Source organism: Bradyrhizobium sp. USDA 3364, from assembly GCF_054056355.1.
This window is the reverse complement of record NZ_JBSRYG010000002.1, coordinates 8,224,724-8,250,998: the sequence shown is the minus strand read 5'-3', so window position 1 is coordinate 8,250,998 and position 26,275 is coordinate 8,224,724. Positions and strand designations below refer to the sequence as shown.

Here is a 26,275-nt window from a genome sequence, read left to right as displayed (position 1 = left end):
TGCCAATGCCCGGGCCGCCTGCGCCATTTTCAAGCAGGTATCGTGCGCGAATTTGTGAACAGCGGGCTTGGCTTGCTGCGGTTGCGAATATGCATCGCTCATCCTCCGAAGGTGCCCTTTCCTTTGTGTCCCGGCTGCTTTACTTGGGGAAAAGGTTCTTGCGATCGAGGAGGTCCCCCAATGGCCATGACGATGACCGGCGAAGTCCAGCTTGCAGCGCCGCGCCAGGCTGTGTGGGACAAGCTCAACGATCCCGAAGTGTTGAAGGCCTGCATTCCCGGCTGCGAAGAGCTGGAGAAGACCGACGAGGGCGGCTTCCGCGCCACCGCCAAGATGAAGGTCGGCCCGGTCTCCGCCCGCTTCAAGGGCAAGGTCACATTGAGCGATCTCGACCCGCCGAATGGCTACAAGATCTCGGGCGAAGGCGAGGGCGGGGTGGCCGGCTTCGCCAAGGGCGGCGCCACCGTCGGCCTTGCCGACAAGGATGGCGGCACGCTTCTGAGCTACAACGTGGAGGCGCAGATCGGCGGCAAGCTCGCCCAGCTCGGCCAGCGCCTGATCAACGGTGCCGCCAAGAAGCTGGCCGATGAATTCTTTGCAAATTTCGCCAAGGCGGTGCAGGGTTAATCCTGCTCGCGGGCCGGGTCACTCAGGCCCTGCCAAGCCTTCCCGTTATGTCCTGGATGGGTGGCTCCAAAGGTTGCCCATCGCGGGGCGCGCCCATATTATGCCGTCTGGAATGATTTTAAACCGCCTGCTTCGCCGATATGCGGTGGCGCAGATAAGAGAGTGCTGATGGCCAAGATTTCAATGATCGTGAACGGCAACCCCGTTAACGCGAATGTCGACCCCCGTACCCTTCTGGTCCAGTTTCTGCGCGAAAACCTGCGGCTGACAGGCACCCATGTCGGCTGCGACACCTCGCAGTGCGGCGCCTGCGTCGTGCACCTGGACGGCAAGGCGGTGAAGTCCTGCACGACGCTCGCGGTGATGGCCGACGGTCATGAGGTCAAGACCATCGAGGGGCTGGCGGCCGATGGCGCGCCGCTGCATCCGATGCAGGAGGCCTTCCGCGAGCATCACGGCCTGCAGTGCGGCTTCTGCACGCCGGGCATGATCATGACCGCCGTCGACCTGGTGCATCGCAAAGGCCACGAGCTCTCCGACGAGGTGATCCGCGAGGAGCTGGAAGGCAATCTGTGCCGCTGCACCGGCTACCAGAACATCGTGGCTTCGATCGCCGCCGGCGCCAAGGCGATGGCCAAGTCGGACCTCGCTTAACAAGTCGGACCTCGCCTAAGAGCATGATCCGGAAAAGTGTGAAGCGGTTTTCCGAAAAGATCATGCTCCAATAAACCGCGATCAGGACATTCCAATGTACGAATTCAAATATCATCGTCCCGGCACCGTGCGGCAGGCCGCCAATCTGCTGGTGAAGAACGAGGACGCCAAGCTGATCGCCGGCGGTCACACGCTGGTGCCGGTCATGAAGCAGCGGCTCGCGAGCCCGCCGCATCTGGTCGACCTCTCCCATATCGAAGGCCTCGACACGATCGAGATGAAGGGCCGGTCGCTGGTGATCGGCGCCACCGCCAAGCACGCCGAGGTCGCGAACTCCCCGATCGTGGGCGAGGCGATCCCGGCGCTGGCCGAGCTTGCCGGCGGGATCGGCGATCCCGCAGTGCGCCACCGCGGCACCATCGGCGGCTCGCTCGCCAACAACGACCCGACCGCGGACTATCCGGCGGCGGTGCTGGCGCTGGGCGCGACCATCGTCACCAACAAGCGCCGCCTGAAGGTCGAGGAATATTTCCAGGGCCTGTTCTCGACCGCACTGGAGGCCGACGAGATCATCACCAAGGTGATGTTCCCGCTGCCGAAGAAGGCGGCCTACGTCAAGTTCCGCAACCAGGCCTCGCGCTATGCGTTGGTCGGTGTGTTCGTGGCCAAGCGTCCGTCAGACGTGCGCGTCGCGGTCACCGGTGCGGGCTCCGACGGCGTGTTCCGCGTCACCGCGTTCGAGGAGGCCCTCAAGAAGCGCTTCTCGCACAAGGTGCTCGACGGCATCGCGGTTTCGGCCGACGGGCTGAACAGCGACCTGCACGGCAGCGCCGAGTACCGCGCGCATCTGATCGGCGTTTTGGCGCGCCGGGCGGTGGAAGCCGCGAACGCCAAGGACTAAATACCAAGGCGTGACTTTGCCAACCCCTGTTCGAAGACTGGCAGTTCCATGAGTGCATCGGCGTTACCCACTTCCGTCGATGCGCTCGAGGAGCTGTTGACGTCGCGCGGCTATCTCGCCGAACGGTCGCTCGCGACCGTCACCTATCTGGCGCTGCGGATGGGCCGGCCGCTGTTCCTCGAAGGCGAGGCCGGGGTCGGCAAGACCGAGATCGCAAAGGTGCTGTCGGCGGCGCTCGGGCGCAAGCTGATCCGCCTGCAATGCTATGAGGGCCTCGACGTCGCCTCCGCCGTCTATGAATGGAGCAGCGCGGCGCAGATGATCGCGATCCGGCTGGCGGAAGCCTCCGGCGATACCGATCGCGACCAGCTCGCGAGCGACATCTTCGCCGAGCGCTTCCTGATCAAGCGGCCGCTGTTGCAGGCGCTCGAGCCCGACGTCGCAGGACCGCCGGTGCTGCTGATCGACGAGCTCGACCGCGCCGACGAGGCGTTCGAGGCGTATCTGCTCGAGATCCTCAGCGACTTCCAGGTCACGATCCCCGAACTCGGCACCGTGAAGGCGCCGGCGCCGCCGATCGTGATCATCACCTCGAACCGCACCCGCGAGATCCATGACGCGCTGAAGCGGCGCTGCCTCTATCACTGGGTGGATTATCCCACAGCCGACCGCGAGCTCGCGATCGTCAAGTCGCGGGTGCCGAACATTTCCGCAAAGCTGTCGCAGCAGGTCGTCCGCTTCGTGCAGGCGCTGCGCAGCCAGGATTTCTACAAGTCGCCGGGCGTCGCCGAGACCATCGACTGGGCCACCGCGCTGTCCGAGCTCGACGCCCGCTCGCTGACGCCGCAGGTGGTCGGCGACACGCTGGGCGCGCTGTTGAAATACCAGGACGACATCGCGCGCATGCAGGGCGACGCGTTGCAGAAGACATTGAAGGAAGCGACGAGCGAGACGTAAGTCGCGCGTTGCGGCATAAAACGACTTAGCCCCTCATCCTGAGGAGCGCAAAGCGCGTCTCGAAGGATGTAGGCCACAGACGGGGCCTCATGGTTCGAGACGCGCGTTCCGCGCTCCTCACCATGAGGGGTCATAGGGCCTGCGCGTGCCCCGGAATGACGAGGCTAGACATCAATGGCGATCAACCACCTCGCGCCCCCGACCGGCCACATGGCCGACAACGTGATCGGCTTTGCCCGCGCGCTGCGGGCGGCCGGGCTGCCGGTGGGGCCGGGCTCGGTGATCGATGCGCTCGATGCGCTGCAGCTGATCGAGGTCGGCAACCGCTCCGACTTCTACGCCACGCTGGAGGCGATCTTCGTCAAGCGTCATGAGCATGCGCTGATCTTCCGCCAGGCCTTCGCGCTGTTCTTCCGCGCCGCCGAGGAGTGGAAGAGCATGCTGGATTCGGTGCCGTTGCCGGACCACGCCAAGAAGAAGCCGCCGCCGGCCTCGCGCCGGGTCCAGGAGGCGATGGCGCAGCCGGCGCGGAGCGAGGAGCGGCCGCAGGCCCAGGAGCAGGAGCTCAAGCTCTCGGTCTCCGACAAGGAAATCCTGCAGAAGAAGGATTTCGCGCAGATGACCGCGGCGGAGATCGCCGAGGTGACGCGCGAGATCGCCAAGATGCGGCTGCCGCAGGCCGAGCTCGTCACCCGCCGCTACCAGCCGGATGCGCGCGGCCTTCGCCTCGACATGCGCCGCACCGTGCGCAACTCGCTGCGATCAGGCGGCGAGATCATCGATATCAGGAAGCTCGGCCGGATCGAGAAGCCGGCGCCGATCGTGGCGCTGCTCGATATCTCGGGCTCGATGAGCGAGTACACCCGCCTGTTCCTGCACTTCCTGCATGCCATCACCGACGCCCGCAAGCGGGTCTCGGTGTTCCTGTTCGGCACCCGCCTGACCAATGTGACGCGCGCGTTACGGGCGCGTGACCCGGACGAGGCGCTGGCGAGCTGCTCCTCCTCGGTGGAGGACTGGGCCGGCGGGACTCGGATCGCGACCTCGCTGCACACCTTCAACCAGCTCTGGGCCCGCCGGGTGCTCGGGCAGGGCGCCATCGTCCTCCTTATATCCGATGGACTAGAACGGGAGGCGGATGCCAAGCTGGCCTTCGAAATGGACCGTTTGCACCGCTCCTGCCGCCGCCTGATCTGGCTCAACCCGCTGCTGCGCTATTCCGGCTTCGAGGCCAAGGCGCAGGGTATCAAAATGATGTTGCCCCACGTTGACGAATTTCGCCCGGTGCATAACTTGACGTCCATCAAGGGCTTGATCGGGGCGCTGTCATCCCCGCCGCCGGCGCACCACCGCAGCCTGATCCGTTCTGTTGCCTGAGAAGCCTGACCCGATAGCAGGAGGCCACCATGCTGAACCGCGACGAAGACATCCTGCAGGCCGCCGAGACCTGGCAGAAGGAGGGCCACGGCGTAGCGCTCGCCACCGTGGTCGAGACCTGGGGCTCGGCGCCGCGCCCGGCCGGCTCGAGCCTCGTCATCAATGATGACGGCACGTTTCTCGGCTCGGTCTCCGGCGGCTGCGTCGAAGGCGCCGTCGTCACCGAGGCGCTCGACGTGATCGCGAGCGGCCAGCCCAAGATGCTCGAATTCGGCGTCGCCGACGAGACGGCCTGGAATGTCGGCCTGTCCTGCGGCGGCACCATCCGCGTGTTCGTCGAGAAGGTCGGCTAGCCGTGAAGCTTGAGATCCTCAAAGAACTGAATGCCGAGCGCGCCGCGCGCCGCCCGGTCATCATCGTCACCGACACCGCCAATGGCGAGCAGCGCCTGGTGAAAGCCGCGGACATCGCCGCCGACCCGCTGCGCGTCGAGCTTTCAAAACAGCTGCGGATGGGCAAGAGCGGCAATGTCGAGGTCGCGGGCAAGAAGCTGTTCCTCAACGTCTATGCGCCGACCGCAAAGCTCGTGATCATCGGCGCGGTCCATATCAGCCAGGCCCTGGCGCCGCTGGCGCGCTCGCTCGACTATGACGTCACGGTGGTCGATCCGCGCACAGCGTTTGCGAGCCCGGAGCGTTTCCCCGACGTGCCCTTGGTTGCCGAATGGCCCGATGTCGCGCTGCCGCCGCTCAACGTCGATCACTACACCGCCTTCGTCGCCGTGACGCATGATCCGAAGATCGACGATCCGGCGCTGCTGCACGCCTTCGACCGCGAGTGCTTCTATATCGGCGCGCTCGGTTCGCGGAAGACCCACGCCAAGCGCGCCGAGCGGCTGCGCGCGCAGGGCGCTAAGGACAGCGACATCGCACGCATCCACGCGCCGATCGGGCTCGACATCGGCGCGGTGTCGCCGTCAGAGATCGCGGTTGCGATCATGGCCGAGATCACCGCGCAGCTGCGTTTGCCACCCAAAGAAAAAGAAGAAGCGGCATGAAGTTCGGTCCCGCCAGTCCGGCCGACGCGATTGGCGGCGTCACCGTGCACACGCTCCGCCAGGGCGCGCTGGTGCTCAAGAAGGGCACCACGATCGGCCCTGAAGAGGTCGAGGCGCTGACCAAGGCCGGCGTCAAGGACGTCGTCGTGGTGCGGCTGGAGGACGGCGACGTGTCCGAGGACACGGCGGCCGCCAGCATCGCGCAGGCGGTGGCGGGCGAGGGTGTCCATGTCGAGCGCGCCTTCACCGGCCGCGCCAACCTGTTCGCGGCGCGTCCCGGCGTGCTGGTGGTCGATCGCGCCGCGGTCGATCGCATCAACGGCGTCGACGAGGCCATCACCTTTGCCACGCTCGCGGCCTACAAGCCGGTGGTCGAAGGCGAGATGATCGCGACCGTCAAGCTGATCCCGTTCGGGGTCGAGGGCCGGCTGCGCGACGCTGCCGTCGCGGTCGCCGGCCGCGACACGCTGCGGATCGCGCCCTACGTGATCCGGAAGGTCGGCGTGGTCTCGACCCTGTTGCCCGGCCTCGCGCCGAAGGTGATCGACAAGACGCTGCGCGTCACCGCCGAACGGCTCGCGCCGGCCGGTGCGACTATCATTGCCGAGCGCCGCGTGCCGCATGACGAGACCGTGCTCGCGGGCGCGATCAAGGAATTGCTCGGCCTGGGCGCCGAACTCGTCATCGTGTTCGGCGCGTCCGCGATCGCCGACCGCCGCGACGTCATCCCGGCTGCGATCACCGAGATCGGCGGCGCCATCGAGCATTTCGGGATGCCGGTCGATCCCGGCAATCTGCTGCTGATCGGCAGCGCCGGCGGCGTGCCGGTGCTGGGCGCGCCGGGCTGCGCGCGCTCGCCGGTCGAGAACGGGTTCGACTGGGTGCTGATGCGGCTGCTCGCCGGCATCAAGGTGACTCGGTCGGATCTCACCGGCATGGGCGTCGGCGGTCTGTTGATGGAGATCGTGACGCGGCCGCAGCCGCGCACCGTCCCGGACACTGAAGGCAACCGCAACGTCGCGGCGATCGTGCTCGCGGCCGGCCGCTCGACCCGGATGGGCGGCCCGAACAAGCTGCTCGCCGAGATCGACGGCAAGAAGCTCGCGCGCATCGTCGCCGAGCAGGCGCTGGCCTCGAAGGCCTCGGAGGTGATCGTCGTCACCGGGCACCAGGGCGACCTGGTCGAGCAGGCGCTGGCCGGGCTCAAGGTGAAATATGTCTGCAATCCGGATTTCGCCGGCGGGATAGCCAGCTCGGTGAAGGCGGGCATCTCGGCCGTCTCCGACAGCGCCGACGGCGCGATCGTCTGCCTCGGCGACATGCCGCTGATCGACGCAAAGCTGATCGACCGCCTGATCGAGACCTTTGCGCCCGACCGCGGCCATCTGATCGCGGTCCCCGTCAGCGAGGGCCGCCGCGGCAATCCGGTCTTGTGGTCGCGGCGCTTCTTCAAGGAATTGATGACGCTCGACGGCGACATCGGCGCCCGCCATCTGATCGCCAAGCATGCCGAAGTGGTCGCCGAGGTCCCGGTCGAAGGCGACAGCGCCTTCCTCGACATCGATACCCCGCAGGCGCTGGAAGCCGCGCGGCGGAGTTAAATCGATCCGCGTCGTCCCGGCGAAAGCCGGGACCCATTACCACAAATGCGGATTGTGTTGCGCGGTTGGGGCCGCTTCCCCGCCAACAACAACGTTCGGTGGCTATGGGTCCCGGCCTTCGCCGGGACGACGCGTGGATCGAGCGTGGCCCCTCAACTCGTCATTCACCATCTGGCAACGACCCCCGCGTACAGTCCGCGCCGGACTTTGGGGGATTTCCGCTTGATCATTTCGACCGCCGCCGCGCAGCGCCGCGCGCTGATGATACTTGTCCTGACGTTGCTGCTCGGCGCCACGCGTTTCTCCGTGGAAAACTTCCTCCCCAATGCGCACGCGGCCGGCGCGTTCGCGGTCGGCAAGTGCGGGGCGTATGGCCAGGCCTACGACTATCCGGCGGAAGGCGCGGCGCGTGCCGCCGCGCTGAAGCAGTGCAAGGGCGATTGCACCACCGTGACCATGAAGCGCGCCTGTGCCGCGCTCTCGATCGACATGAAAAATCCCTGCGGCGCGCATGGTTACGCGGTGGCACCGAAGATCTCGAGCTCGCTCAATGCCGCCACCAAGAAATGCTACGACTATGGCGGCAAGGAATGCGTGATCCGCGCCTGGGCCTGCGACGCCAAGGGCTAGCGGAAACGCGCTGATGACCTGATCCCGAGCCGCGCTCAGACCGCACCGTAGAAGTGCCGGTACTGCCAGGCGGCGTCGCTCTGCAATTGGGCTTCGGACCACGGCTGATCCTTGAACCGCGTGACCGACATCGGCGACAGATCGACCGGCGGCTGTCCGTACACGATCCAGCCTGCAAGCGCCTCGCCGATGGCCGGCGAGATCGACAGACCGGCGACGTTGCACCCGCTTGCAAAATAGAAGCCCGCCGCTCCGGCGGCCGGGCCGAGAATGTGATGGCCGTCGGCGGTCATTGTCGGAATGCCGCCGCGAAACTCCCGCACCTTGGCGGTTTGCAGGAACGGGAGCTGGTCCTTGACCTCATCGGCGGCGGCATGAAGCACGCCGATGTCGAGCGGCATGTCCTTGACGTCGAAGCCGGCCCCAAGCGATTGCATATCGAAGAAGCGCGGCGTTTCCTCGTAGACGCCCCAGAGGAAACCGCCCTGACACGGGCGCGTGTACACTGCGGCATCCATGATGCGGATCATCGGCAGGTCGGCATGCGCCCCATCCAAAGGCTCGGTGACGATCAATTGCTGCCGGGTCGGCACCAGCGGCACGCGAATCCCGCTCGCCTCCGCGACCTGTCGCGTCCACGCACCGGCTGCGTCGACGACAACAGGACATTCAATCACGCCCTTTGCCGTGGTCACGCCGATCACGGTGCCGCCGACGATGTTCACGGCGCGGACGTCGGTCTTCGGCAGCAGTGTTGCACCGTGGGCGGCCGCGGCCCTGGCGAACCCGACGGCAACCTGGGCCGGGTCGAAATACCGGTCGTCGCCGATCCGCATCGCCGCGACGACACCCGCCGGCTGCAAGAACGGATTGAGATGGCTCGCCTCTTCCGGAGAGACCAACTCGACATCGAGGCCCATGCGGCGCCCGCGCTCGAAATCGGTCTCGATCACTTCGGCATCCTGCGGCCGACGCGCAATCTTCAAGCTGCCCGAATGCACCCAGTCGAGCGGCCGGCCGGTTTCTTCCGTGAACGTTTCGATCTTTCGGCAGGCGTCCTTGATGAGGCCAATCATCAGGTCGCTCTTGCGTGCGCAGCTCACCATGCCCGCCGCGCGGGGCGAGGTTTGCGATCCGATCTCATGCTTGTCGACAAGGGCGACGCTGAGACCTCCACGCTTGCTCAGGTAATAGGCCGTGGCCGCGCCCAATCCGCCTGAACCAATCACAACAACATCGGCCTTGCTGATCATGATGCAATGCTCGAAATATGTTGATCGTAATCGAATTATCGAAACTTACTACGCGGTGCAGGAGCTGACCATTGTTATCCTGCCGGCCCGCGCCTGGACCTGTGGCGCCAAGGGCCAGGGCAGGGGTTAGCTTGTAACCCGGATGAGCCAGCGGTCTGCCCCGGGGCCTTGCAGGAAACGAACGCTGGCGTCTGACGGGCAGGCGAGGGATGCACGGTCAGAGCTGGTGTTGGCCATCGGCCTGCGGCTAGACTTGCGCCATGCAGTTCGACACCAAGATCGCGGTCGTGATCCGCGCCGACCTGGAAGTCTGGCAGAAGCTCAACGTGGCGTCCTTTCTGGCCGGGGGCATCGCCGCTTCGTTTCCCGAATGCATCGGCGAGAATTACGAGGACGGCTCGGGCACGAACTATCTCTCCCTGATCGGCCAGCCGATCTCTGATCTACGGCGCCGATCGCGCGGCGCTGTCGCGGGCGCTGGAGCGCGCGCTGGCGCGCAACGTGAAGCCGGCGCTCTACACCGAGGACATGTTCAGGACCACGCATGACGCCGCCAACCGCGAGGTGGTGAGGGCGGTCGCGCGCACCGAGCTCAACCTGGTCGGCCTCGCCATTCGCGCCGAGCGCAAGGTGGTCGACAAGATCCTCGATGGGCTGAAGTTTCACACGTAACGGGCGTGCACGTGAGGTGAGCACGACGGTCAGGCTCCCTTCCCCGCAAGGGGGGAGGGAACCCTTCGGCCGGTGCGTCCATCACTACCGGCTCGCCGCCTTGTCCGGCATGATTTGCAGCAGCGGCGTCGGCGCGATCGATATTTGGCCCGTGAACGGCCGATCGTGCGCTGCGATCAGCAGAACCGATGTTGCGACGCCGGTCGCGAACAGTCCCATCGCGATGGCAGATCCCAGTCGATTGTCGCAGTGAATGAGAGCAATCGCCAGCAACTCGCAGACGGCCTGAATGTAGAGGCACCACCACTTGATTGCGTTGACTTCCGACTTGCTGAGGATGACGCGTTGCCGTCGCGCGTCGAGCGCCGTATCCAGCGCCGTGATGATCTCGCGCTGCGCCGTCTGCTGGCCCGGGCTTTGCGCAGGTATCGAAATGACCAGACGCAGCGCCTCGGTGAGGGCGGCGGGCGCCGCCTTGAGCGAAGCGGTCTGGCGCGCCATCATTGGCCATTCCACCGCAACTGCTTCCTCGATGTGATCGTGAACGAGGCTGCGCAAGCGCGCCTCCTGTTCCGGTGGCAGGCCGCCGGCGAGAAGGATGACCGCTCGCAGCGCACTGGCTTCGCGGCTCACCGCAGTTGCGGCGCGATCGCTGTCACTCCACACCTGCGCGGCGGTGAAGGCAACGAACAGGCCGAAAATGACGCCGAGTACCGGCAACAAGCCGGCGGAGATCGATTTGAATGACGCCGCCCGCGCCTTGGTCGACAGGGCCGCAACGGCCAAGAAAACCAGCATGGTGAGAAAATAGGTGAAGCCGAAGACAGTGAAGGCCATCCACGGCACTGAAAGGTTGTGTAGCCAGTCGCTCATTGGCGTCTCCTCAGCCGATCGCCTGAACCAACTTCCACTGCAGCGCCTGATCGCGCCGCCTCCCTTCTGGGAGAGCACCAAGTAAGCCGTAACCCATCGCGCAGGGAAAGCCGGGTTGTTTCCGGTTGCGCCTGTGGTCCTACTTTCCGCCGCGGGACCCATGGGTACCATCGGCACCCGGCTTTCCCTGCGCCCGCTCTCAACGGACAGGGTGAAGCAAGACCCACGCGGACCGGAACGCGCTGCGCGACCAGGGCCGCACGCCCACCCAAACCAGGAACGTTTCGGGCCGCAGCCCGTTACTCCTAATCACATTGACAATGACTGACCAGTCAGTCATAATGCCGACCATGACCAAGCGCATCAAATCATCGACCCGCACCCCGTCTGCCAAGCGCCCAACCACGATCAGGGCTGCCGCGGCGAGGATCCCGAGGGTGGCCTCGGCAAAACTGCCCGAGCCGAAGCCCGCGTCGAACCGCGCCGAGAAATCGGCGGAGCGGCGCGCGGCGATCGTCGAGGCGGCGATGGACGAGTTCATCGCCCGCGGCTTTGCCGCGACCCGGCTCGACGACGTCGCCAAGCGGGCGGGCGTCGCCAAGGGCACGCTGTATCTCTACTTCAAGGACAAGGAGTCGATGTTCGAGGAGCTGATCCGCACCGCGCTCGTGCCGCTGATCAGCCGCATGACGGCGCTGCCCCCCATCACCGGTCCGGTGCGCGACGCGGTGGAGAAATTCGCCGAGACCTTCATCCGCGAGATCGTGTCCACCCGCCGTGGCGACATCATCCGCCTGATCGTCTCCGAGGGGCCGCGCTTCCCGGCGATCGCCGATTTCTATTTCCGTGAGGTGGTGTCGAAGGGGATGGCGGCGATGCGGGCGCTGGTCCAGCTCGCGATCACGCGCGGCGAGATCAAGCACCGCGAGCTCGGGGAATTCCCGCAGCTGGTCGTTGCGCCCGCGATCGTCGCGGTGATCTGGCAGAGCCTGTTTGCCCGCCATGCGCCGCTCGACGGGCTCGCGATGTTCAAGATTCATCTCGATCTGATTTTCGGCGAACGGAGGCAGACATGACCGCGTCGCGCATGATGAGGCTCGTGACCGCCGTCGCGCTGGCGGCGGCGCTGGCCGGTTGCAACGAGAAGCGCGATCCCGGCTTCCAGGGCTGGGTCGAGGCCGACATGATCTTCGTCAGTCCCGACGAATCCGGCCGCGTGATCAAGCTCAACGTGCGCGAGGGCGACGAGGTCAAGCCCGGCGATCTCCTCTATTCGGTCGACGACGATCTGCAGCGCGCCGATCTCAACCAGAACAATGCGACGCTCGCCAATGCGAAGCAGAGCTACGACCGCGCGGCCTCGCTGCGCGGCACCGGCGCCGGCACCCAGGCCAATCTCGATTCCGCCGTCTCGGCGCTACGCATCGCGGAGGCGCGCGTCAACACCTCGCAGACCCGGCTCGACCGCCGCAAGGGATTTGCGCCGATTGCGGGCTCGATCCAGCAGATCTATTTCCGCGAGGGCGAGATGGTGCAGGCGCAGCGGCCGGTGCTGTCGATCATGCCGCCCGGCAACATGAAGCTGCGCTTCTTCGTGCCGGAGACCGAGTTGCCGAAGCTCGCGCTCGGCGACGAGGTGAGGGTGACCTGCGACAATTGCGCCGCCGACCTCACCGCGAAGATCTATTTCATCGCCACGTCAGCGGAGTACACGCCGCCGGTCATCTACAGCCTCGATGAGCGCAACAAGCTGGTCTACCTGGTCCAGGCGCGGCCGAGCCGGCCCGATGTCTTGCGCGTCGGTCAGCCGATCAGCATCTACCTCAATCCCAAGACGCCGGTGGCGGACCGCAGATGAACGTCGGCTCGACCAATGCGCAGTCCAACGCATCTTCCATCGCCATCGATGTGAAGGGCCTGACCAAATCGTTCAACGGGCGCGAGGTGGTCCACGACCTGTCGATGCAGGTCAAGCGCGGCTCGATCTACGGCTTCCTCGGTCCCAACGGCAGCGGCAAGACCACGACCATCCGCATCCTGTGCGGCCTGCTGACGCCGGACAGCGGCGAGGGCACCTGCCTCGGCTACGACATCCTGCGCGACGCCGACAAGATCAAGCGCAAGGTCGGCTACATGACGCAGCGCTTCAGCCTCTACCAGGACCTGTCGGTGCGCGAGAATCTCGAATTCGTGGCGCGGCTCTACGGCATGCCGGATGCGCGCGGCGCCGCCGCCGACATGATCGCGCGGATCGGGCTGAAGGGCCGCGAGGAGCAGCTCGCCGCCAATCTCTCCGGCGGCTGGAAGCAGCGGCTCGCGCTCGGCGCCTGCACGCTGCCCAACCCGCAATTGCTGCTGCTGGACGAGCCGACCGCCGGCGTCGATCCCAAGGCGCGGCGCGATTTCTGGAACGAGATCCATGCGCTCGCCGCCGACGGCCTCACCGTGTTGGTCTCGACCCACTACATGGACGAGGCCGAGCGCTGTCACGAGATCGCCTACATCGCCTACGGCCATCTGTTGGCCCACGGCACGGTGGATGAGGTGATCGCGGCCTCCGCGCTGTCGACCTGGACGGTGACCGGCGAGGATTTCAACGGGCTGATGGCCGAGCTCACCGGCAAACCCGGCGTCGACATGGTGGCGCCGTTCGGCACCAGCCTGCACGTCTCGGGCCGCGACAAGGCGGCGCTCGAGGCCGCGATTGCGCCCTATCGCGACGATTCGAAGTGGCGCTGGCAGCCGAGCGAGCCGTCGCTCGAAGACGTCTTCATCGACCTGATGGGGCGCTCCAGGGACAATTTCCAAGGATAATCTCCAAGGATAACTTCCAGGGATAATGGCCATGAGTACGACGGATACGATCCGGAATGGCGCAGACAAGGAGCCGGCGTTCGGCTTCTGGCGGCGCAGCTATGCGATGCTGGTCAAGGAGTTCATCCAGCTTCGCCGCGACCGCGTCTCGTTTGCCATGATCATCATGCTGCCGGTGTTGCAGCTCACGCTGTTCGGCTACGCCATCAACACCACGCCGCGCAACCTGCCGACCGCGGTGCTGACCCAGGAGGACACCGATCTCGGGCGCTCGATCCTGAAGGCGATGGAGAACACTGCCTATTTCCACTTCGTCCGCGAGGTCCACACCGTCGAGGAGTTCGACGAGCTGCTGAAATCCGGCAAGGTGCTGTTCGGCGTCGAGATCCCGCGCGGCTTCGAGCGCGCGGTGCGGCGCGGCGACAGGCCGGCGCTGCTGGTCGCGGCCGATGCCACCGACCCGGTGGCGTCGGGCACCGCGCTCGGCACGCTCGGCCCGCTGGTGCAGACCGCATTGGCGCATGACCTCCACATCGGCGATCCCCCGGAGATGCCGTTCGAGATCCGCGCCCATGCCCGCTACAACCCGGCGGCGGAATCGCGCCTCAACATCGTGCCTGGCCTGGTCGGCACCATCCTGACCATGACCATGCTGATCTTCACCGCGCTGTCGGTGACGCGCGAGATCGAGCGCGGCACCATGGAGAGCCTGCTGTCGATGCCGATCAAGCCGATCGAGGTGATGTTCGGCAAGATCATCCCCTATGTGCTGGTCGGCTTCATCCAGGCCGCGCTGATCATCGGCATCGGCGTGTTCGTGTTCGGCGTGCCGGTCCTCGGCAGCTTCACGCTGCTGGCGCTGCTCACCACGCTGTTCATCACCACCAACCTGTCGATCGGCTATACGTTCTCGACCATCGTGCAGAACCAGCTGCAGGCGATGCAGCTCTCGATGATGTTCTTCCTGCCTAGCATCCTTTTGTCCGGCTTCATGTTTCCATTCGCGGGCATGCCGGTCTGGGCGCAATATATCGGCGAGGGGCTGCCGCTGACCCATTTCGTCCGCATCGTCCGCGCCATCATGCTGAAGGGCGCGTCGATGCAGAACCTGCAATACGACACCATCGCGCTTGCCGCCCTGATGCTGTTCGCCATGACCGTCGCCGTGACGCGCTTCCGCCGCACGCTCGATTGAGGCTAGTATGAGCTCCACAACTGAGAGTCATTCCGGGGCTGTGCGCGGCACCGAACCCGGAATCTCGAGATTCCGGGTTCGCTTCGCGCCCCGGAATGACGGGCGAGGGGAAATGGCCGGGTTTTGGGGTAGAGACAAGGCGGCGAGCGACGGGACCGTATCTGCGGACTTCCACCATGCCCTGATGCGCGAGGTGATGACCACCGAGCTGCTGCGCATCAAGGTGCTGATCGGCACCACGATCCTGCTCGGCGCGATCAGCCTGCTGGTGTATTTCTTTGCGCCCGAGGCGGTCAGCCGCGTCTGGCACGGCAATCTCAGTCCGGTCTATGTGTTCTACGTCATCGTGCCGCTCATCGTGTTCGAGCTGTGGGTGCACGGAGCGATCACCTGGCACATGCGCAAGGGGCGCGACCTGCCGGTGATCCGGCGCTATATCGGCGTGCTGGTCGAGACGTCACTGCCGACCGTCGTGCTGGCACTGCATATCGACAGCATGGGCCGGCAGGAGGCGCTCGGCTTCGTGGCGCCGCTGATCTATTTCGTCTTCATCATCCTCTCGACCCTGCGGCTCGACTTCTGGCTCTCGACCTTCACCGGCGTCGTCGCGGCGACCCAGCTGTTCTACATGGCGGTGTTCTTCCATTCGGCCGATCGCGTCGCGGCCGATCCCGGCATCTATTATCACGCCGCGCGCAGCTCGATCATCCTGATCTGCGGCATGCTGGCGGGCGCCGTCGGCATGCAGTTGCGGCGCCAGTTCGCGGCCAGCATCGCGGCCGCCACCGCGCGCGATCGCATCACCAATCTGTTCGGCCAGCACGTCTCGCCCCAGGTGGTCGAACGCCTGCTGACGGAGGGGGCCGGCACCGGCAGCGACATCCGCCGCGTCGCCGTGATGTTCGTCGATTTCCGCAGCTTCACCGCGGGCGCGCGCACGCGCTCGCCGCAGGAGGTGGTGGATCGGCTCGATGGCGCCTTCGCCGTGCTGGTCGACATCCTCGATCGCCACGGCGGCATCGTGAACAAATTTCTCGGCGACGGCTTCCTTGCGCTGTTCGGGGCGCCGTTCGAGACCGGCGAGGCTGCGCAGCAGGCGGTCGCCGCCGCGCGCGAGATGCTGGCCGCCAACGAACGCACCAACGCAACCTCGAGCTGGCCGCTGCGGATCGGCATCGGCATCCATGTCGGCGAGGTCGTCGCCGGCAATATCGGTTCGCCGCGGCGCAAGGAGTACACCGTGATCGGCGACACCGTGAACTTCGCCGCGCGGCTCGAGGCGCTCAACAAGGAGCTCGGCTCGCAATTCCTGATCTCCTCCGCCGTGCGCGATGCGCTCGGCGAAGCGTGCATGGACGCCGTCTCGCGCGGCGAGATCCCGGTGCGGGGTTACGAGCATCCGGTGCCGGTCTGGCAACTGGGGTAGGGAACGGCATTTAACGATTGAGGTATCAAGGTAGCGATTGACGCAGCGTCCCATACTCATATAGATGACTATATGAATCCCGCCCTCGACGACCGCCTGCCGCGCTACCAGCGTCTCCGTGACGATCTCGCCGCGCGGATCAATCGCAACGAATGGCGCCCGGGGGATCTGATCCCTTCGGAGGCCGAGCTCGGCGCGCATTACGGCGTGGCGATCGGCACCGTGCGCAAGGCGATCGACCAGTTGGTCAGCGACGGCGTGCTGGAGCGCCAGCAGGGCCGCGGCACCTTCGTGCGCCGCGCGCGCTTCAACTCCTCGCTGTTCCGCTTCTTCCGCTTCCAGTCCGAAAGCGGCGAGCGCCGCGTGCCGCAGAGCCGTATCCTGCGGCGCAAGACGATGCCGGCGACCACGGCAGTGGCCTCGGCGCTGCGCATTGGCGTCGGCGCGCCCGTCATCGGCCTGTCGCGCCTGCGGCTGATCGACGACGTGCCGCTGCTCGCCGAGGAGATCTGGCTCGAGAGATCGCGCTTCGAGGCGATCCTTGCACTCGCGACCTCCGAGTTCGGCGACTTGCTGTATCCACTCTACGAGGACCGCTGCGGCCAAATCGTGGTCTCGGCCGATGAAATCCTCACCGTCGAGATCGCGACCGAGATGCAATCGCGCCTGCTGCGGCTCGAAGCCAACGCGCCGCTGATCGTGATCGAGCGCCTGGCGTTCGATCTGGAGCGGCGGCCGATCGAATGGCGCCGCTCGCGCGGGCCGGCGGATCGCTTCCGCTATCACGCCGAGATCAGGTGAGCGCGGCAACAAAACACAACAACAGACAAGATCACGGGGAGGAATGATGGTGAACTGGTACAGCGAATGCTCGCCGCTCGAACGGCGCACCTTCTGGGCAAGCTTTGGCGGCTGGGGGTTAGATGCGCTCGACGTCCAGATGTTCAGCCTTGCCATTCCGGCGCTGATCACCGCATTCGGGATCAGCAAGGCCGACGCAGGTCTGCTCGGCTCGGTCACGCTGTTCTTCGGCGCGTTCGGCGGCTGGCTCGGCGGCGCGCTCGGCGACCGCTTTGGGCGGGTGAAAGCATTGCAGATCACGGTGGCGACTTTTGCGCTCGCGACCTTCGCCTCAGCCTTCGCGATGAACTACACCCAGCTCCTGGTGCTGAAGGCCATTCAGGGTGTCGGCTTCGGCGCCGAATGGGCCTGCGGCGCGGTGTTGATAGCCGAGATCATTCGCGCCGAGCATCGCGGCAAGGCGCTCGGCGCGGTGCAGAGCGCATGGGCAGTCGGCTGGGGCGCGGCGGTGCTGCTCTCGGCCTTGGTGTTTACCTATGCGCCGGCCGACATCGCCTGGCGCGTCCTGTTCGCGGTCGGCCTCATCCCGGCGCTCCTGATCCTGTACATCCGCCGCGGATTGAAGGAGCCGCCGCGGGCCGCATCGCGCGCGGCCGAGCCGCCGTTCTTCGCGACGCTCGCCGGAATCTTTCACCGCGACGTGCTGCGCTCGACCTTGATCGGCGGCCTGTTCGGTGTCGGCGCCCATGGCGGCTATGCGGCGCTGACGACATTCCTGCCGACCTATCTGCGCGAGGTGCGGCACCTCTCGGTGCTCGGTTCCAGCGCCTATCTCGCCGTGATCATCATAGCCTTCTTCTGCGGCTGCGTGGTCTCGGGGATCATCAGCGACCGGATCGGGCGGCGCGCCAACGTGGCGCTGTTTGCGGCGGCCTGCGTCGTGACGGTGCTGATCTACATCTTCGCGCCGCTCTCCAACTCGCAGATGCTGGTACTCGGCTTTCCGCTCGGCTTCTTCTCGGCGGGCATTCCCGCCAGCATGGCGGCGCTGTTCAGCGAGTTGTACCCGGCCGGCGTGCGCGGCACCGGCGTCGGCTTCTGCTACAATTTCGGCCGCATCGTCTCCGCGGCGTTCCCGTTCCTGGTCGGCTATCTCAGCGATCACATCGGCCTTGGTGCGGCGATCGGGATCGACGCCGCCTTCGCCTATTCGCTGGTGCTGATCGCGGTGCTGATGCTGCCGGAAACCCGCGGCAAGGTTTTCGAGCAGGCCGCCGCCACGCGCGCGTGATGATGAGGAATGATCATGACATCGTACGAGCAGGGGGTGACGCGGCGCCAGTTTGTCGCGGGAGTGGTTGCCGCGCTGTCGGCGGGCGGATTGGCGAGCAGGGTGGGGGCTGAGGTGCCGAAACTCGTGATCGATACCCACGCCCACGTCTTCCATCGCGGGCTGAAGCTCGCGCCCGGTCGCCGCTACGCGCCCGACTACGACGCGCCGCTCGCGCTCTATCTGCAGCAGCTCGACCAGAACAGCATCACCAACGGCGTCCTGGTGCAGCCGAGCTTTCTCGGCACCACAATTCCTATCTGGTCGAATGCCTGAAGGCGACCAATGGCCGCCTGCGCGGCATCGCCGTGGTCGATCCGACCATCGCTGCGGAAGAGCTTCGTGAACTCGATCGCGCCGGGATGGCCGGCATCCGCCTCAATCTTGTCGGCCAGCAGCTGCCCGACCTGACGTCACCGGAATGGACGGCGTTGCTGGCGCAGATCAGGACGCTCGACTGGCAGGTCGAGATCCAGCGCAACGCGACCGATCTTGCGACGCTCGCGCCGAGGCTGCTCGACCAGGGCGTCAAGGTTGTGCTCGATCACTTCGCCTTGCCCGATCCGAAGCTCGGCGTCGACGATCCCGGATTCCAGTCAGTGCTCAAGCTCGGCGCAACGCGGAATGTCTGGGTGAAGATCTCGGCGCCATATCGCAACGGCGCGAACGGCGAGGCGTTCGCCGAGCAGGCCTATCCGCTGCTGCGCAATGCCTACGGCGTCGACCGGCTGTTGTGGGGCAGCGACTGGCCGCATACGCAATTCGAGTCAACGCAGAACTACGCCAAGAACCGCAAATTCCTCGACGAGCTCGTCACCGATGCCGATGAGCGCACGCGCGTGCTGGCATCGCCGCGCGAGCTGTTTCGGTTTTAGCTCGCAGGAGATTGTACCGAGTGCTCTGAAGGGTGTCGTTGCAGCCGTGTTACGATGACGACATCGGTCGGAATGACCGGAGCACGAGGACAAGCACGATGCAGCGGCGCTATATCACCGTCGACGTTTTCACCGACCGCGCCTTCGGCGGCAACCCGCTCGGCGTGGTGCTCGATGCCGAAGGGTTGTCGACCGCTCAGATGCAGGCGATCGCGACCGAGTTCAACTATTCCGAGACGACCTTCGTGCTGCCGCCGCAGGACAAGGCCAACGACGCCCTGGTTCGCATCTTCACGGTGCGCTCGGAAATCCCGTTCGCCGGCCATCCCAATGTCGGCACGGCCTTCGTGCTGGCGAGCCTTGCGGCGAAGCCGCCGCAGCGGCTGAGGTTCGAGGAGAAGGCGGGGCTCGTGCCGGTTGCGATCCTGTCCGATGGCGGTAGCGTAGTTGGCGCCGAGCTCACGGCGCCGCAGGCGCTGCAGCGGACCAATGATGTCAGCGCCGCCGATGCCGCCGCGTGCCTCTCGCTGTCGGCGGACGACGTGAAGACCGATCGGCATGTGCCGCAGGTCGTCTCGGTCGGCCTGCCGTTCCTGGTGGTCGAGATCGCTTCGCGCGATGCGCTCAAGCGTGCCCGGCCCGATGCTGCGGCGTTCGCCAGGGCATTGGCGCAGATCGGCCGCGATGTGGTCTATTTCTACACCCGCGATGTGCCGGCGGGCGAGCAGCCGCTCGACCTGCAGGCGCGCATGTTCCATCCTGGCGCAAGCGGCCTCTCCGAGGATCCGGCCACCGGCAGTGCGACCGCTGCCTGCGCGGCGCTGCTCGCAGATATCGATCCCGCGCGCGACGGCGAGTTGCGGCTGCGGATCGGGCAGGGCGTCGACATGGGCCGGCCGAGCCTGTTGCTGACGCGGGTGCAGAAACAGGGCGGCGCGATCACCTCGGTGCATGTCGGCGGCGGCTGCGTGAAGATGATGGAGGGCACGATCAACGTGCCGGGCGAGCGAGACTAAAGCATGATGAGATAGAGTTGAGCTGGATCGGCAGTGGAGGTTCACCTCTCTCCAATGGGGAGAGGTGAACCGAGCCCATGGCCGAACGGATTCAATCCAAATTCATCGCGCTCTAGACTTGCGGCGCGGCGAGGTTCTCGATCCTGACGCCGTCGCGCTCCTCGATGATCTCGGCGATCCAGCGGCGGTGGCAGTGCTCGTGGTCGCGCTCGTAGCAGAGGATGCAGACCGGGCCCGACTTCTTCACCAGCGCCGACAGCTCGTCGAGCTCCTCCTTGGCCTGTACCGTCTTCAGGTGCGCCGAATAGATCTTGTGCAGCAGCGCATATTGGCCGCTACGCGCCGCCTCCCGGCCGCTCTTCGGCGTGCCGAGGCCGCGGAGATGGACGTAGGAAATGCCGCGCTCGTCGAGACCCGCGGCGAGCTGGGTCTTGGAGAAGCCGGGACGGCGCGAGGAGGCGACCGCGCGGACGTCGACCAAGAGCTTGACGCCGGCCTGCTGGAGTTCGTCGAGCACCGCCTTCGACGGCGTCTGCTCGTAGCCGATGGTGAACAGCTTTTTCGCCTTCGCCATCGCTGTACCTTCACTTCACCCGTTCGATCAATTCCATCGCGCCCGCGGGCGCGCGGATCTTGCCCTCGTGGATCACATAGGCGAACACGTCGCGCGGGGCCTTCTTCGGCACTGATTTGTCGACCTTCGGCAGGTCGTCGGGCTCGCTGCCGCCGGCCCAGTCCTGAAGCCGCCTGGCCCAGGCATCGAGCTGCTTCGGCGGATAGCAGGTCTTCAGTTCGTCATTGCCCTTCTGCAGCCGGGCATAGACGAAGTCGCTGGCGACGTCGGCAATCGCCGGATATTTGCCGTGCTCGGCGAACACCACCGGCACCTCGTGCTCGCGAATGAGGGCGACGAATTCGGGCACGCAAAAACTGTCGTGGCGCACCTCGACGACATGGCGCAGCGCGCGGCCGTCGAGCTTGCGCGGCAGCAGTTCGAGGAACTTGCCGAAATCGGCGCCGTCGAACTTCTTGGTCGGCGCGAACTGCCAGAGCACCGGGCCGAGCCGGTCACGCAGCTCCAGCACGCCCGAATCATAGAACCGCTTCACCGAATCGCCGGCTTCGGCGAGCACGCGGCGGTTGGTGGCGAAGCGCGGCCCCTTCAGCGAGAAGATGAAGCCGTCCGGCACTTCGCTGGCCCATTTGCGGAAGCTCTCCGGCTTCTGCGAGCCGTAATAGGTGCCGTTGATCTCGATCGAGGTCAGCTTGGAGGCGGCGTAGGACAGCTCCTTCGCTTGCGCGAGCTTCTCCGGATAGAACACCCCGCGCCACGGTTCGAAGGTCCAGCCGCCGATGCCGATATAGATGTTGCCTGCGCCTGTCTTGGTCGCCTTGGCGTCTGCCTTGGCGTCGGTCTTGGTTGCCTTGGTGGGAGCTTTGGCCACGACTGCACTCATCGTGAGGGAGGGGAACAGGAAGCGAGACTAGTCAAAATAATCGTGATTGGCCAGTTTGCCAGATTGGCGCGGCGATGCTTATCGTGACTGGCGGTGTTGGCTAGGATGCCGAAAAACAGGAGAACAACAATGCGCATGCTGGTTGCGGCCGCCCTCTTGATCACGTCCTCCGCTGCCATATCGTTCGCTGCAATGGCCGACGAGGTCGGCGATGCGCACAAGCTCGCAATCACCGGCCGCGATGCCTACTGGAATTGTCTCGCCCGCGAATATCCCCGCGACAGCAACAAGGCGATGTCCGACCAGGAGTTCACTTCGCTGATCGCCAATGTCTGTCCCTCGGAGCGGCAGAACTTCCGGGTGTCGCTGATCGACTTCCTGTCGCTGCAATTTCCGAAACAGGATGCCGACGCCAATCTGACGACCGCCAACCGCGCGATCGAGCTGGCGCAGAAGGACATCGTGACCGCCTTCACCCGGCGCAAGGCCGCGGCGAAATAGGTTCCCGAATCCTGTTGCGGCCGGCCGATTTTTGATATCAATCCGCGCAGGCGAGGGGATGATCGGCATGAACTCACGATCGACGGCAGGCTTTTTGGGCGCAGTGGTCGCAGCCATCGTGCTGGCGGCGGCGTTCATCTATGGGCCGTCGCCGAGCCAGCTCCGTAACCCGACCCAGCCCGCCGCGGCGCAGCCGCAGGCGGCTCCCGCCGCCGAGGCCGCGCCGGCCCCGGCGCCACGCGGCCCGGTGATCCGGGAAGTCCCGAACAACTAGGCGCCCCGGGACGCCCTCTAAGACCGCCCCTTGCGGACCGCCTGGGGGCTTCCTATCTGGCTGTTAACGGCGACGTTGCAGCTTCAGGGCTCCGGCGCTGGGACGACCACGACAAAGTCAGGCTGCGCCGGATGTACGCGCGCCCCTTGTTCGTGGTCGTTGGCATTTCAGGGGGTGTTTTGCCCCGTTTTCCTGCTTCCCGAGAGCGCGTTTCGGCCGGCCCGCCTTGGCAGCGGGGGAGGCTGCGGCTATACGCTGGCGCTCATGAATGAAGCCATCAAGCCGGGCCCCGAAACCGCGTTGCCGGCAGCAAGTTTGCCGCAGCTTTCGGTGGTCATTCCGACCTTCAACGAACGCGACAACGTCACGGTGCTGTACCGCCGGCTCGACGCGATCCTGAAGGACGTGTCCTGGGAAGTCATCTTCGTCGATGACAATTCGCCCGACGGAACCTGGGATGTGGTGCGCGCGCTGGCGCGGAAGGATAGCCGCGTCCGCTGCATCCGCCGAATCGGCCGGCGCGGCTTGTCCGGGGCCTGCATCGAGGGCATCCTGGCCTCTAGCGCGTCCTATGCCGCCGTCATGGACGCCGACCTGCAGCATGACGAGACCCAGCTGCCGAAGATGCTGGCGCTGTTGCAGAGCGGCGAGGCCGAACTCGTGGTCGGCAGCCGCTATATCGAGGGCTACAAGGCCGACGGCTTCAACAAGCAGCGCGCCGGCGCCAGCGCCTTCGCGACCGAGATCGCGCGCCGCGCGCTGAAGGTCGAGGTCGCCGATCCCATGAGCGGCTTCTTCATGATCCGCCGCGACCGTTTCGAGCAGCTCGCGCCGCAGCTCTCGACCCAGGGCTTCAAGATCCTGCTCGACGTGGTGGCGACCGCGGAGGGCAAGCTGCGCACGATCGAAATTCCCTACACGTTCGGCGCCCGCCAGCATGGCGAAAGCAAGCTCGATTCGATGGTCGCGCTCGACTTCCTCGGCCTGGTGCTGGCGAAGCTGACCAACGACCTGATCTCGCTGCGCTTCATTCTGTTCGCGGCCGTCGGCGGGCTCGGCCTGCTGGTGCATCTCATGGTGCTGTTCATCGCGCTGGAGCTGTTCAAGGCGCCGTTCCCGGAGGCCCAGGCGTCCGGCGCGATCGTCGCCATGACCAGCAACTTCATCCTCAACAATTTCCTGACCTATCGCGACCAGCGGCTGAAGGGCTTCGGCATCCTGCGCGGCCTGCTGCTGTTCTATCTGGTCTGCAGCGTCGGCCTGCTCGCCAATGTCGGCGTCGCGTTCTCGGTCTACGACCAGGAGCCGATCTGGTGGCTGGCAGGCGCGGCCGGCGCGCTGATGGGCGTGGTGTGGAACTACGCGATGTCCGGACTGTTCGTCTGGCGCAAGCGATGACGATGGCATGAACGCGAACGAGGCGCGGCTGGCCCGGAACACCGCCGTTGCGGTGTGCGCGCTGGTCGTGCTGCGGCTGGCCGCCGCCGCATGGACGCCGCTGACCTTCGACGAAGCCTATTACTGGATGTGGTCGAAGGCGCTCGCCGGCGGCTATTACGACCATCCGCCGATGGTGGCGGTGGTGATCCGGCTCGGCACCATGATCGCGGGCGACACGGCGTTCGGCGTACGGCTGGTGTCGATCCTGCTCGCGCTGCCGATGAGCTGGGCGATCTACCGCGCGGCCGAGATCCTGTTCGGCGGCCAGCGCGTCGCCGCAAGTGCCGCGATCCTGCTCAACGTCACGCTGATGGCCGCCGTCGGCACGCTGATCGTGACGCCGGATGCGCCGCTGCTGGTGGCGGCGAGCTTCCTGCTGTACGCGCTCGCCAAGGTGCTGGAGAGCGGCCGCGGCGGGTGGTGGCTCGCGGTCGGCGCCAGCGCCGGCGCAGCACTGCTGTCGAAATACACCGCGCTGTTCTTCGGCCCCGCGATCCTGATCTGGCTTGCGATGGTGCCCAAGCTGCGGCACTGGTTTCTCTTGCCCTGGCTCTATCTCGGCGGCCTGGTTGCGGCCGGCCTGTTCGCGCCGGTCATCCTGTGGAATGCCGATCATCAGTGGGTGTCGTTCATCAAGCAGATGGGCCGCGCCCGGATCGAGGATTTCCGGCCGACCTATATCGCCGAGCTGATCCCGACGCAGTTCGCGTTCGCGACGCCGCTGGTGTTCATCCTCGGCGTGATGGGCCTTTATGCGCTGTACCGGCGCCGCGCCGGTGCTATGCCGGCACGCGTGCTGGTCAACACGATGTTCTGGACCATCGTGGTCTATTTCACCTGGCACGCGCTGCATGCCCGGGTCGAGGCCAACTGGTTCGCGCCGGTGTATCCCGCCTTTGCGGTGGCGGCCGCGGTCGCCGCGATCCAGGTGCAATGGGCGCCGCGCGAGCAGCGCACGATCGATTTCTGCCGCCGCTGGGCGGCGCCCACCGGCGTCGTGCTGTTCGCGCTGCTGATCGTGCAGGCCAATACCGGCGTGCTCTCGGGCTATCGCCGCGACGCCACCGTGCGCAGCGTCGGCGTCGGCTGGCAGGAACTCGCAGGCGAGATCGAGGCGGCGCGCGTGCGGACCGGCGCGACCTGCGTGCTGGCGCCGGACTATGGCACCACCGGCTGGCTTGCCTTCTATCTCCCCAAGGGCACCTGCGTCGCCCAGCAGGGCCAGCGCATCCGCTGGGTCAACATGCCTGAGCCGAGCCCGGCGCAGCTCTCCGGCAAGCTTCTGTATGTGCATGAGGTCGAGCAGCTGATGCCGGCCTCGATGCGCGACAATTTTGCGCATGTCGAAACGGTGGCCGAGGCCAGGCGCGTGCGCGGGCCGCTGACGATCGAGACCTACGCGCTCGAGCTGCTGGAAGGTGCAAAGGGCGAGGTGTTCGACCGTTCGCCGCCGCCGGAACTGCAGTAAAATCGCCGTCGTCGGGTGTCGGACCGCCCGGGTCCGGAACGTCTTCCAGGGAGCCCGTCAACCACGCGAGGTTCCAACCATGACCAGTTCCGTTCTCAAGCCCGCTGCCGAGCTCGCCAACACCAACCTCACGCGCTTTCCCAATGAGAGCGACGCGTATCGCCGCGCGCGGCAGGCGCTGCTCGTCGAGGAGATCGAGCTGCGCCGGCATATCGAGCGCGTCGCCGAGCTGCGCCGCGCATTGCCGCCGGGCGGCGAGGTCACCAAGGCCTATACGTTCACCGGCGAGTCCGGTCCGGCGTCGCTCGCCGATCTCTTCGGCGGCAAGCAGACGCTCATCGTCTACAGCTACATGTTCGGCCCGCAGCGCGAGAAGCCGTGTCCGATGTGCACATCGTTCATGAGCACATGGGAGCAGAAGTTGCCCGATATCGAACAGCGCGTCTCGTTCGTGTTCACGGCGCGCTCGCCGATCGCACGATTGATCGAGGCGAAGAAGGCGCGCGGCTGGACGCGTCACAGGATCTACTCGGATGGGTCCGGCGACTACACGCGCGACTACGTCAACAAGGATGATCGCGACTTGCCCGGCTACAATGTCTTCACGCGCCACGAGGGCACGATCCGTCATTTCTGGGCAGGCGAAATGGGAGCGGGCACGAAGGACCCCGGGCAGGACCCGCGCGGCGCGCCGGACATGGATCCGCTCTGGACCTTGCTCGACACCACACGCGAGGGCCGTGGCACGGACTGGTATCCGAAGCTCAGCTATTGAGGAGATGGTTTTTGCGCGATCCCCGCGCAATTGCGGGGTGATCGGCAAGGAAATTCTCCCCTCGATTTATTCCGGCATGCTGCCCTTACGCGGCGTGCCGGAATGTCCCACCATGGGACAGAAAAGCCGTTTTGGCGGTCCAATATCATCTTAAAAAAGCCCTATGCCACAGGCACTTCCCGCGTTGCAGGGGACCGCATCCGGTTAAGTCGCATTTAACTAAAAGTCGCCTTAATGGCCGTCTGTGCCCCCGCGCGACGTTGAGCCGAACACCGTTCGATCGCGCGTCGAGTGAGGGACA

Annotated in this window: 29 protein-coding genes and 2 pseudogenes; 26 read left to right on the top strand and 5 right to left on the bottom strand. The window is 65.8% G+C overall.

All coding sequences use genetic code 11. From position 1 onward, the window contains the following. Nucleotides 1-180 precede the first annotated feature (180 nt). The 9 genes from ACVILL_RS39030 to ACVILL_RS38990 all read left to right on the top strand — a co-directional run bounded on the left by ACVILL_RS39030 (nucleotide 181) and on the right by ACVILL_RS38990 (nucleotide 7,804). Nucleotides 181-627: an SRPBCC family protein gene (locus ACVILL_RS39030; RefSeq protein WP_016840413.1), complete on the top strand. Its 447-nt coding sequence runs from the start codon at nucleotides 181-183 to the stop codon at nucleotides 625-627. 168 nt (nucleotides 628-795) lie between these two features. Further along, nucleotides 796-1,281: a (2Fe-2S)-binding protein gene (locus ACVILL_RS39025; protein ID WP_016840414.1), complete on the top strand. Its 486-nt coding sequence runs from the start codon at nucleotides 796-798 to the stop codon at nucleotides 1,279-1,281. Between the two features lie 94 nt (nucleotides 1,282-1,375). Further along, nucleotides 1,376-2,182 carry an FAD binding domain-containing protein gene (locus ACVILL_RS39020; RefSeq protein WP_456733882.1) on the top strand — a complete coding sequence of 269 codons (807 nt, stop codon included), beginning with the start codon at nucleotides 1,376-1,378 and terminating at the stop codon, nucleotides 2,180-2,182. A gap of 48 nt (nucleotides 2,183-2,230) precedes the next feature. Continuing rightward, nucleotides 2,231-3,139 carry an AAA family ATPase gene (locus tag ACVILL_RS39015; protein WP_456733881.1) on the top strand — a complete coding sequence of 303 codons (909 nt, stop codon included), beginning with the start codon at nucleotides 2,231-2,233 and terminating at the stop codon, nucleotides 3,137-3,139. 174 nt (nucleotides 3,140-3,313) lie between these two features. Then, nucleotides 3,314-4,516, top strand: coding sequence for a vWA domain-containing protein (locus tag ACVILL_RS39010; protein WP_456733880.1), 1,203 nt, complete (start codon nucleotides 3,314-3,316; stop codon nucleotides 4,514-4,516). A gap of 29 nt (nucleotides 4,517-4,545) precedes the next feature. After that, nucleotides 4,546-4,869 (top strand): XdhC family protein, encoded by a 324-nt coding sequence (locus ACVILL_RS39005; RefSeq protein WP_018272401.1) that lies wholly within the window; start codon nucleotides 4,546-4,548, stop codon nucleotides 4,867-4,869. A gap of 2 nt (nucleotides 4,870-4,871) precedes the next feature. Beyond that, nucleotides 4,872-5,573 (top strand): XdhC family protein, encoded by a 702-nt coding sequence (locus ACVILL_RS39000; protein WP_456733879.1) that lies wholly within the window; start codon nucleotides 4,872-4,874, stop codon nucleotides 5,571-5,573. Further along, nucleotides 5,570-7,174 (top strand): NTP transferase domain-containing protein, encoded by a 1,605-nt coding sequence (locus tag ACVILL_RS38995; RefSeq protein WP_456733878.1) that lies wholly within the window; start codon nucleotides 5,570-5,572, stop codon nucleotides 7,172-7,174. Before ACVILL_RS39000 ends, ACVILL_RS38995 begins: the two co-directional genes overlap by 4 nt. Nucleotides 7,175-7,396: 222 nt before the next feature. Continuing rightward, the gene (locus tag ACVILL_RS38990; RefSeq protein ID WP_456733877.1) at nucleotides 7,397-7,804 is read left to right on the top strand and encodes a DUF4189 domain-containing protein; all 408 of its coding nucleotides are present in this window, start codon (nucleotides 7,397-7,399) and stop codon (nucleotides 7,802-7,804) included. A 35-nt stretch (nucleotides 7,805-7,839) separates the two neighbouring features. On the opposite strand, the gene ACVILL_RS38985 is transcribed toward ACVILL_RS38990, so the two are convergent. Next, nucleotides 7,840-9,057 (bottom strand): NAD(P)/FAD-dependent oxidoreductase, encoded by a 1,218-nt coding sequence (locus tag ACVILL_RS38985; protein WP_456733876.1) that lies wholly within the window; start codon nucleotides 9,055-9,057, stop codon nucleotides 7,840-7,842. Between ACVILL_RS38985 and ACVILL_RS38980 the strand changes: the two genes are divergently transcribed. Next, nucleotides 9,002-9,187, top strand: a complete 186-nt coding sequence (locus ACVILL_RS38980) for a hypothetical protein (protein WP_456734484.1) — start codon at nucleotides 9,002-9,004, stop codon at nucleotides 9,185-9,187. The two genes, ACVILL_RS38985 and ACVILL_RS38980, sit on opposite strands and share 56 nt — an antisense overlap. A 130-nt stretch (nucleotides 9,188-9,317) precedes the next feature. Continuing rightward, nucleotides 9,318-9,729, top strand: a pseudogene (locus tag ACVILL_RS38975) (DUF2000 family protein). A gap of 84 nt (nucleotides 9,730-9,813) precedes the next feature. Here ACVILL_RS38975 and ACVILL_RS38970 read toward each other — a convergent pair. Together ACVILL_RS38970 and ACVILL_RS38965 are read right to left on the bottom strand one after the other, a co-directional pair. Next, nucleotides 9,814-10,566 (bottom strand): bestrophin-like domain, encoded by a 753-nt coding sequence (locus tag ACVILL_RS38970; protein WP_456734461.1) that lies wholly within the window; start codon nucleotides 10,564-10,566, stop codon nucleotides 9,814-9,816. A 235-nt stretch (nucleotides 10,567-10,801) separates the two neighbouring features. Further along, on the bottom strand, nucleotides 10,802-11,143 hold the full coding sequence (locus tag ACVILL_RS38965; RefSeq protein WP_456734483.1) for a hypothetical protein: 342 nt from the start codon (nucleotides 11,141-11,143) through the stop codon (nucleotides 10,802-10,804). Here ACVILL_RS38965 and ACVILL_RS38960 point away from each other — a divergent pair. The 10 genes and pseudogenes from ACVILL_RS38960 (at nucleotide 11,040) to ACVILL_RS38915 (ending at nucleotide 20,059) form a co-directional block, all read left to right on the top strand. Further along, entirely contained in the window at nucleotides 11,040-11,678 is a 639-nt protein-coding gene (locus tag ACVILL_RS38960; protein WP_456734460.1) for a TetR/AcrR family transcriptional regulator, read from the top strand. The two genes, ACVILL_RS38965 and ACVILL_RS38960, sit on opposite strands and share 104 nt — an antisense overlap. Next, on the top strand, nucleotides 11,675-12,460 hold the full coding sequence (locus tag ACVILL_RS38955; RefSeq protein ID WP_456733875.1) for an HlyD family secretion protein: 786 nt from the start codon (nucleotides 11,675-11,677) through the stop codon (nucleotides 12,458-12,460). Before ACVILL_RS38960 ends, ACVILL_RS38955 begins: the two co-directional genes overlap by 4 nt. Further along, nucleotides 12,457-13,416 (top strand): ABC transporter ATP-binding protein, encoded by a 960-nt coding sequence (locus ACVILL_RS38950; protein WP_456733874.1) that lies wholly within the window; start codon nucleotides 12,457-12,459, stop codon nucleotides 13,414-13,416. Before ACVILL_RS38955 ends, ACVILL_RS38950 begins: the two co-directional genes overlap by 4 nt. A 31-nt stretch (nucleotides 13,417-13,447) precedes the next feature. Further along, nucleotides 13,448-14,611: an ABC transporter permease gene (locus ACVILL_RS38945; RefSeq protein WP_456733873.1), complete on the top strand. Its 1,164-nt coding sequence runs from the start codon at nucleotides 13,448-13,450 to the stop codon at nucleotides 14,609-14,611. A 112-nt stretch (nucleotides 14,612-14,723) separates the two neighbouring features. Then, a complete protein-coding gene (locus tag ACVILL_RS38940) occupies nucleotides 14,724-16,037 on the top strand; it encodes an adenylate/guanylate cyclase domain-containing protein (protein ID WP_456733872.1) in 1,314 nt (437 codons plus the stop codon). Between the two features lie 72 nt (nucleotides 16,038-16,109). Beyond that, on the top strand, nucleotides 16,110-16,838 hold the full coding sequence (locus tag ACVILL_RS38935; protein WP_456733871.1) for a GntR family transcriptional regulator: 729 nt from the start codon (nucleotides 16,110-16,112) through the stop codon (nucleotides 16,836-16,838). 46 nt (nucleotides 16,839-16,884) lie between these two features. After that, nucleotides 16,885-18,129 carry an MFS transporter gene (locus ACVILL_RS38930; RefSeq protein ID WP_456733870.1) on the top strand — a complete coding sequence of 415 codons (1,245 nt, stop codon included), beginning with the start codon at nucleotides 16,885-16,887 and terminating at the stop codon, nucleotides 18,127-18,129. 15 nt (nucleotides 18,130-18,144) lie between these two features. Then, complete coding sequence (locus tag ACVILL_RS38925; RefSeq protein ID WP_456733869.1) at nucleotides 18,145-18,444, top strand: hypothetical protein; 300 nt, start codon at nucleotides 18,145-18,147, stop codon at nucleotides 18,442-18,444. Next, nucleotides 18,336-19,043 (top strand): annotated as a pseudogene (locus ACVILL_RS38920) (amidohydrolase family protein); the annotation flags it as partial. The gene ACVILL_RS38925 and the pseudogene ACVILL_RS38920, both read left to right, overlap by 109 nt. Nucleotides 19,044-19,141: 98 nt before the next feature. Further along, the gene (locus ACVILL_RS38915) at nucleotides 19,142-20,059 is read left to right on the top strand and encodes a PhzF family phenazine biosynthesis protein (protein WP_456733868.1); all 918 of its coding nucleotides are present in this window, start codon (nucleotides 19,142-19,144) and stop codon (nucleotides 20,057-20,059) included. A gap of 112 nt (nucleotides 20,060-20,171) precedes the next feature. Here the strand turns inward: ACVILL_RS38915 and ACVILL_RS38910 are convergent, their stop codons facing one another. Further along, nucleotides 20,172-20,633, bottom strand: coding sequence for a DUF488 domain-containing protein (locus ACVILL_RS38910; RefSeq protein ID WP_456733867.1), 462 nt, complete (start codon nucleotides 20,631-20,633; stop codon nucleotides 20,172-20,174). Nucleotides 20,634-20,643: 10 nt separating this feature from the next. Beyond that, the gene (locus ACVILL_RS38905) at nucleotides 20,644-21,516 is read right to left on the bottom strand and encodes a DUF72 domain-containing protein (protein ID WP_456733866.1); all 873 of its coding nucleotides are present in this window, start codon (nucleotides 21,514-21,516) and stop codon (nucleotides 20,644-20,646) included. A gap of 129 nt (nucleotides 21,517-21,645) precedes the next feature. Here ACVILL_RS38905 and ACVILL_RS38900 point away from each other — a divergent pair, with 129 nt between their 5' ends. The 5 genes from ACVILL_RS38900 to ACVILL_RS38880 all read left to right on the top strand — a co-directional run bounded on the left by ACVILL_RS38900 (nucleotide 21,646) and on the right by ACVILL_RS38880 (nucleotide 25,974). Next, nucleotides 21,646-22,017, top strand: coding sequence for a hypothetical protein (locus ACVILL_RS38900; RefSeq protein WP_456733865.1), 372 nt, complete (start codon nucleotides 21,646-21,648; stop codon nucleotides 22,015-22,017). 67 nt (nucleotides 22,018-22,084) lie between these two features. Then, nucleotides 22,085-22,291 (top strand): hypothetical protein, encoded by a 207-nt coding sequence (locus tag ACVILL_RS38895; RefSeq protein ID WP_456733864.1) that lies wholly within the window; start codon nucleotides 22,085-22,087, stop codon nucleotides 22,289-22,291. A gap of 264 nt (nucleotides 22,292-22,555) precedes the next feature. Next, nucleotides 22,556-23,689: a glycosyltransferase gene (locus tag ACVILL_RS38890; RefSeq protein WP_456733863.1), complete on the top strand. Its 1,134-nt coding sequence runs from the start codon at nucleotides 22,556-22,558 to the stop codon at nucleotides 23,687-23,689. Between the two features lie 7 nt (nucleotides 23,690-23,696). Then, complete coding sequence (locus ACVILL_RS38885) at nucleotides 23,697-25,199, top strand: glycosyltransferase family 39 protein (protein WP_456733862.1); 1,503 nt, start codon at nucleotides 23,697-23,699, stop codon at nucleotides 25,197-25,199. Between the two features lie 79 nt (nucleotides 25,200-25,278). Then, the gene (locus ACVILL_RS38880; protein WP_456733861.1) at nucleotides 25,279-25,974 is read left to right on the top strand and encodes a DUF899 family protein; all 696 of its coding nucleotides are present in this window, start codon (nucleotides 25,279-25,281) and stop codon (nucleotides 25,972-25,974) included. The last annotated feature ends 301 nt before the right edge of the window (nucleotides 25,975-26,275 follow it).

Bases quoted from the DNA above. Each gene is read 5' to 3' on its own strand.
- ACVILL_RS39030 (WP_016840413.1), top strand. From the start codon at position 181: ATGGCCATGACGATGACCGGCGAAGTCCAGCTTGCAGCGCCGCGCCAG.
- ACVILL_RS39025 (WP_016840414.1), top strand. From the start codon at position 796: ATGGCCAAGATTTCAATGATCGTGAACGGCAACCCCGTTAACGCGAAT.
- ACVILL_RS39020 (WP_456733882.1), top strand. From the start codon at position 1,376: ATGTACGAATTCAAATATCATCGTCCCGGCACCGTGCGGCAGGCCGCC.
- ACVILL_RS39015 (WP_456733881.1), top strand. From the start codon at position 2,231: ATGAGTGCATCGGCGTTACCCACTTCCGTCGATGCGCTCGAGGAGCTG.
- ACVILL_RS39010 (WP_456733880.1), top strand. From the start codon at position 3,314: ATGGCGATCAACCACCTCGCGCCCCCGACCGGCCACATGGCCGACAAC.
- ACVILL_RS39005 (WP_018272401.1), top strand. From the start codon at position 4,546: ATGCTGAACCGCGACGAAGACATCCTGCAGGCCGCCGAGACCTGGCAG.
- ACVILL_RS38995 (WP_456733878.1), top strand. From the start codon at position 5,570: ATGAAGTTCGGTCCCGCCAGTCCGGCCGACGCGATTGGCGGCGTCACC.
- ACVILL_RS38985 (WP_456733876.1), bottom strand. From the start codon at position 9,057: ATGATCAGCAAGGCCGATGTTGTTGTGATTGGTTCAGGCGGATTGGGC.
- ACVILL_RS38970 (WP_456734461.1), bottom strand. From the start codon at position 10,566: ATGGCCTTCACTGTCTTCGGCTTCACCTATTTTCTCACCATGCTGGTT.
- ACVILL_RS38965 (WP_456734483.1), bottom strand. From the start codon at position 11,143: ATGAACTCGTCCATCGCCGCCTCGACGATCGCCGCGCGCCGCTCCGCC.
- ACVILL_RS38955 (WP_456733875.1), top strand. From the start codon at position 11,675: ATGACCGCGTCGCGCATGATGAGGCTCGTGACCGCCGTCGCGCTGGCG.
- ACVILL_RS38950 (WP_456733874.1), top strand. From the start codon at position 12,457: ATGAACGTCGGCTCGACCAATGCGCAGTCCAACGCATCTTCCATCGCC.
- ACVILL_RS38945 (WP_456733873.1), top strand. From the start codon at position 13,448: ATGAGTACGACGGATACGATCCGGAATGGCGCAGACAAGGAGCCGGCG.
- ACVILL_RS38940 (WP_456733872.1), top strand. From the start codon at position 14,724: ATGGCCGGGTTTTGGGGTAGAGACAAGGCGGCGAGCGACGGGACCGTA.
- ACVILL_RS38935 (WP_456733871.1), top strand. From the start codon at position 16,110: ATGAATCCCGCCCTCGACGACCGCCTGCCGCGCTACCAGCGTCTCCGT.
- ACVILL_RS38930 (WP_456733870.1), top strand. From the start codon at position 16,885: ATGGTGAACTGGTACAGCGAATGCTCGCCGCTCGAACGGCGCACCTTC.
- ACVILL_RS38925 (WP_456733869.1), top strand. From the start codon at position 18,145: ATGACATCGTACGAGCAGGGGGTGACGCGGCGCCAGTTTGTCGCGGGA.
- ACVILL_RS38915 (WP_456733868.1), top strand. From the start codon at position 19,142: ATGCAGCGGCGCTATATCACCGTCGACGTTTTCACCGACCGCGCCTTC.
- ACVILL_RS38910 (WP_456733867.1), bottom strand. From the start codon at position 20,633: ATGGCGAAGGCGAAAAAGCTGTTCACCATCGGCTACGAGCAGACGCCG.
- ACVILL_RS38905 (WP_456733866.1), bottom strand. From the start codon at position 21,516: ATGAGTGCAGTCGTGGCCAAAGCTCCCACCAAGGCAACCAAGACCGAC.
- ACVILL_RS38900 (WP_456733865.1), top strand. From the start codon at position 21,646: ATGCGCATGCTGGTTGCGGCCGCCCTCTTGATCACGTCCTCCGCTGCC.
- ACVILL_RS38895 (WP_456733864.1), top strand. From the start codon at position 22,085: ATGAACTCACGATCGACGGCAGGCTTTTTGGGCGCAGTGGTCGCAGCC.
- ACVILL_RS38890 (WP_456733863.1), top strand. From the start codon at position 22,556: ATGAATGAAGCCATCAAGCCGGGCCCCGAAACCGCGTTGCCGGCAGCA.
- ACVILL_RS38885 (WP_456733862.1), top strand. From the start codon at position 23,697: ATGAACGCGAACGAGGCGCGGCTGGCCCGGAACACCGCCGTTGCGGTG.
- ACVILL_RS38880 (WP_456733861.1), top strand. From the start codon at position 25,279: ATGACCAGTTCCGTTCTCAAGCCCGCTGCCGAGCTCGCCAACACCAAC.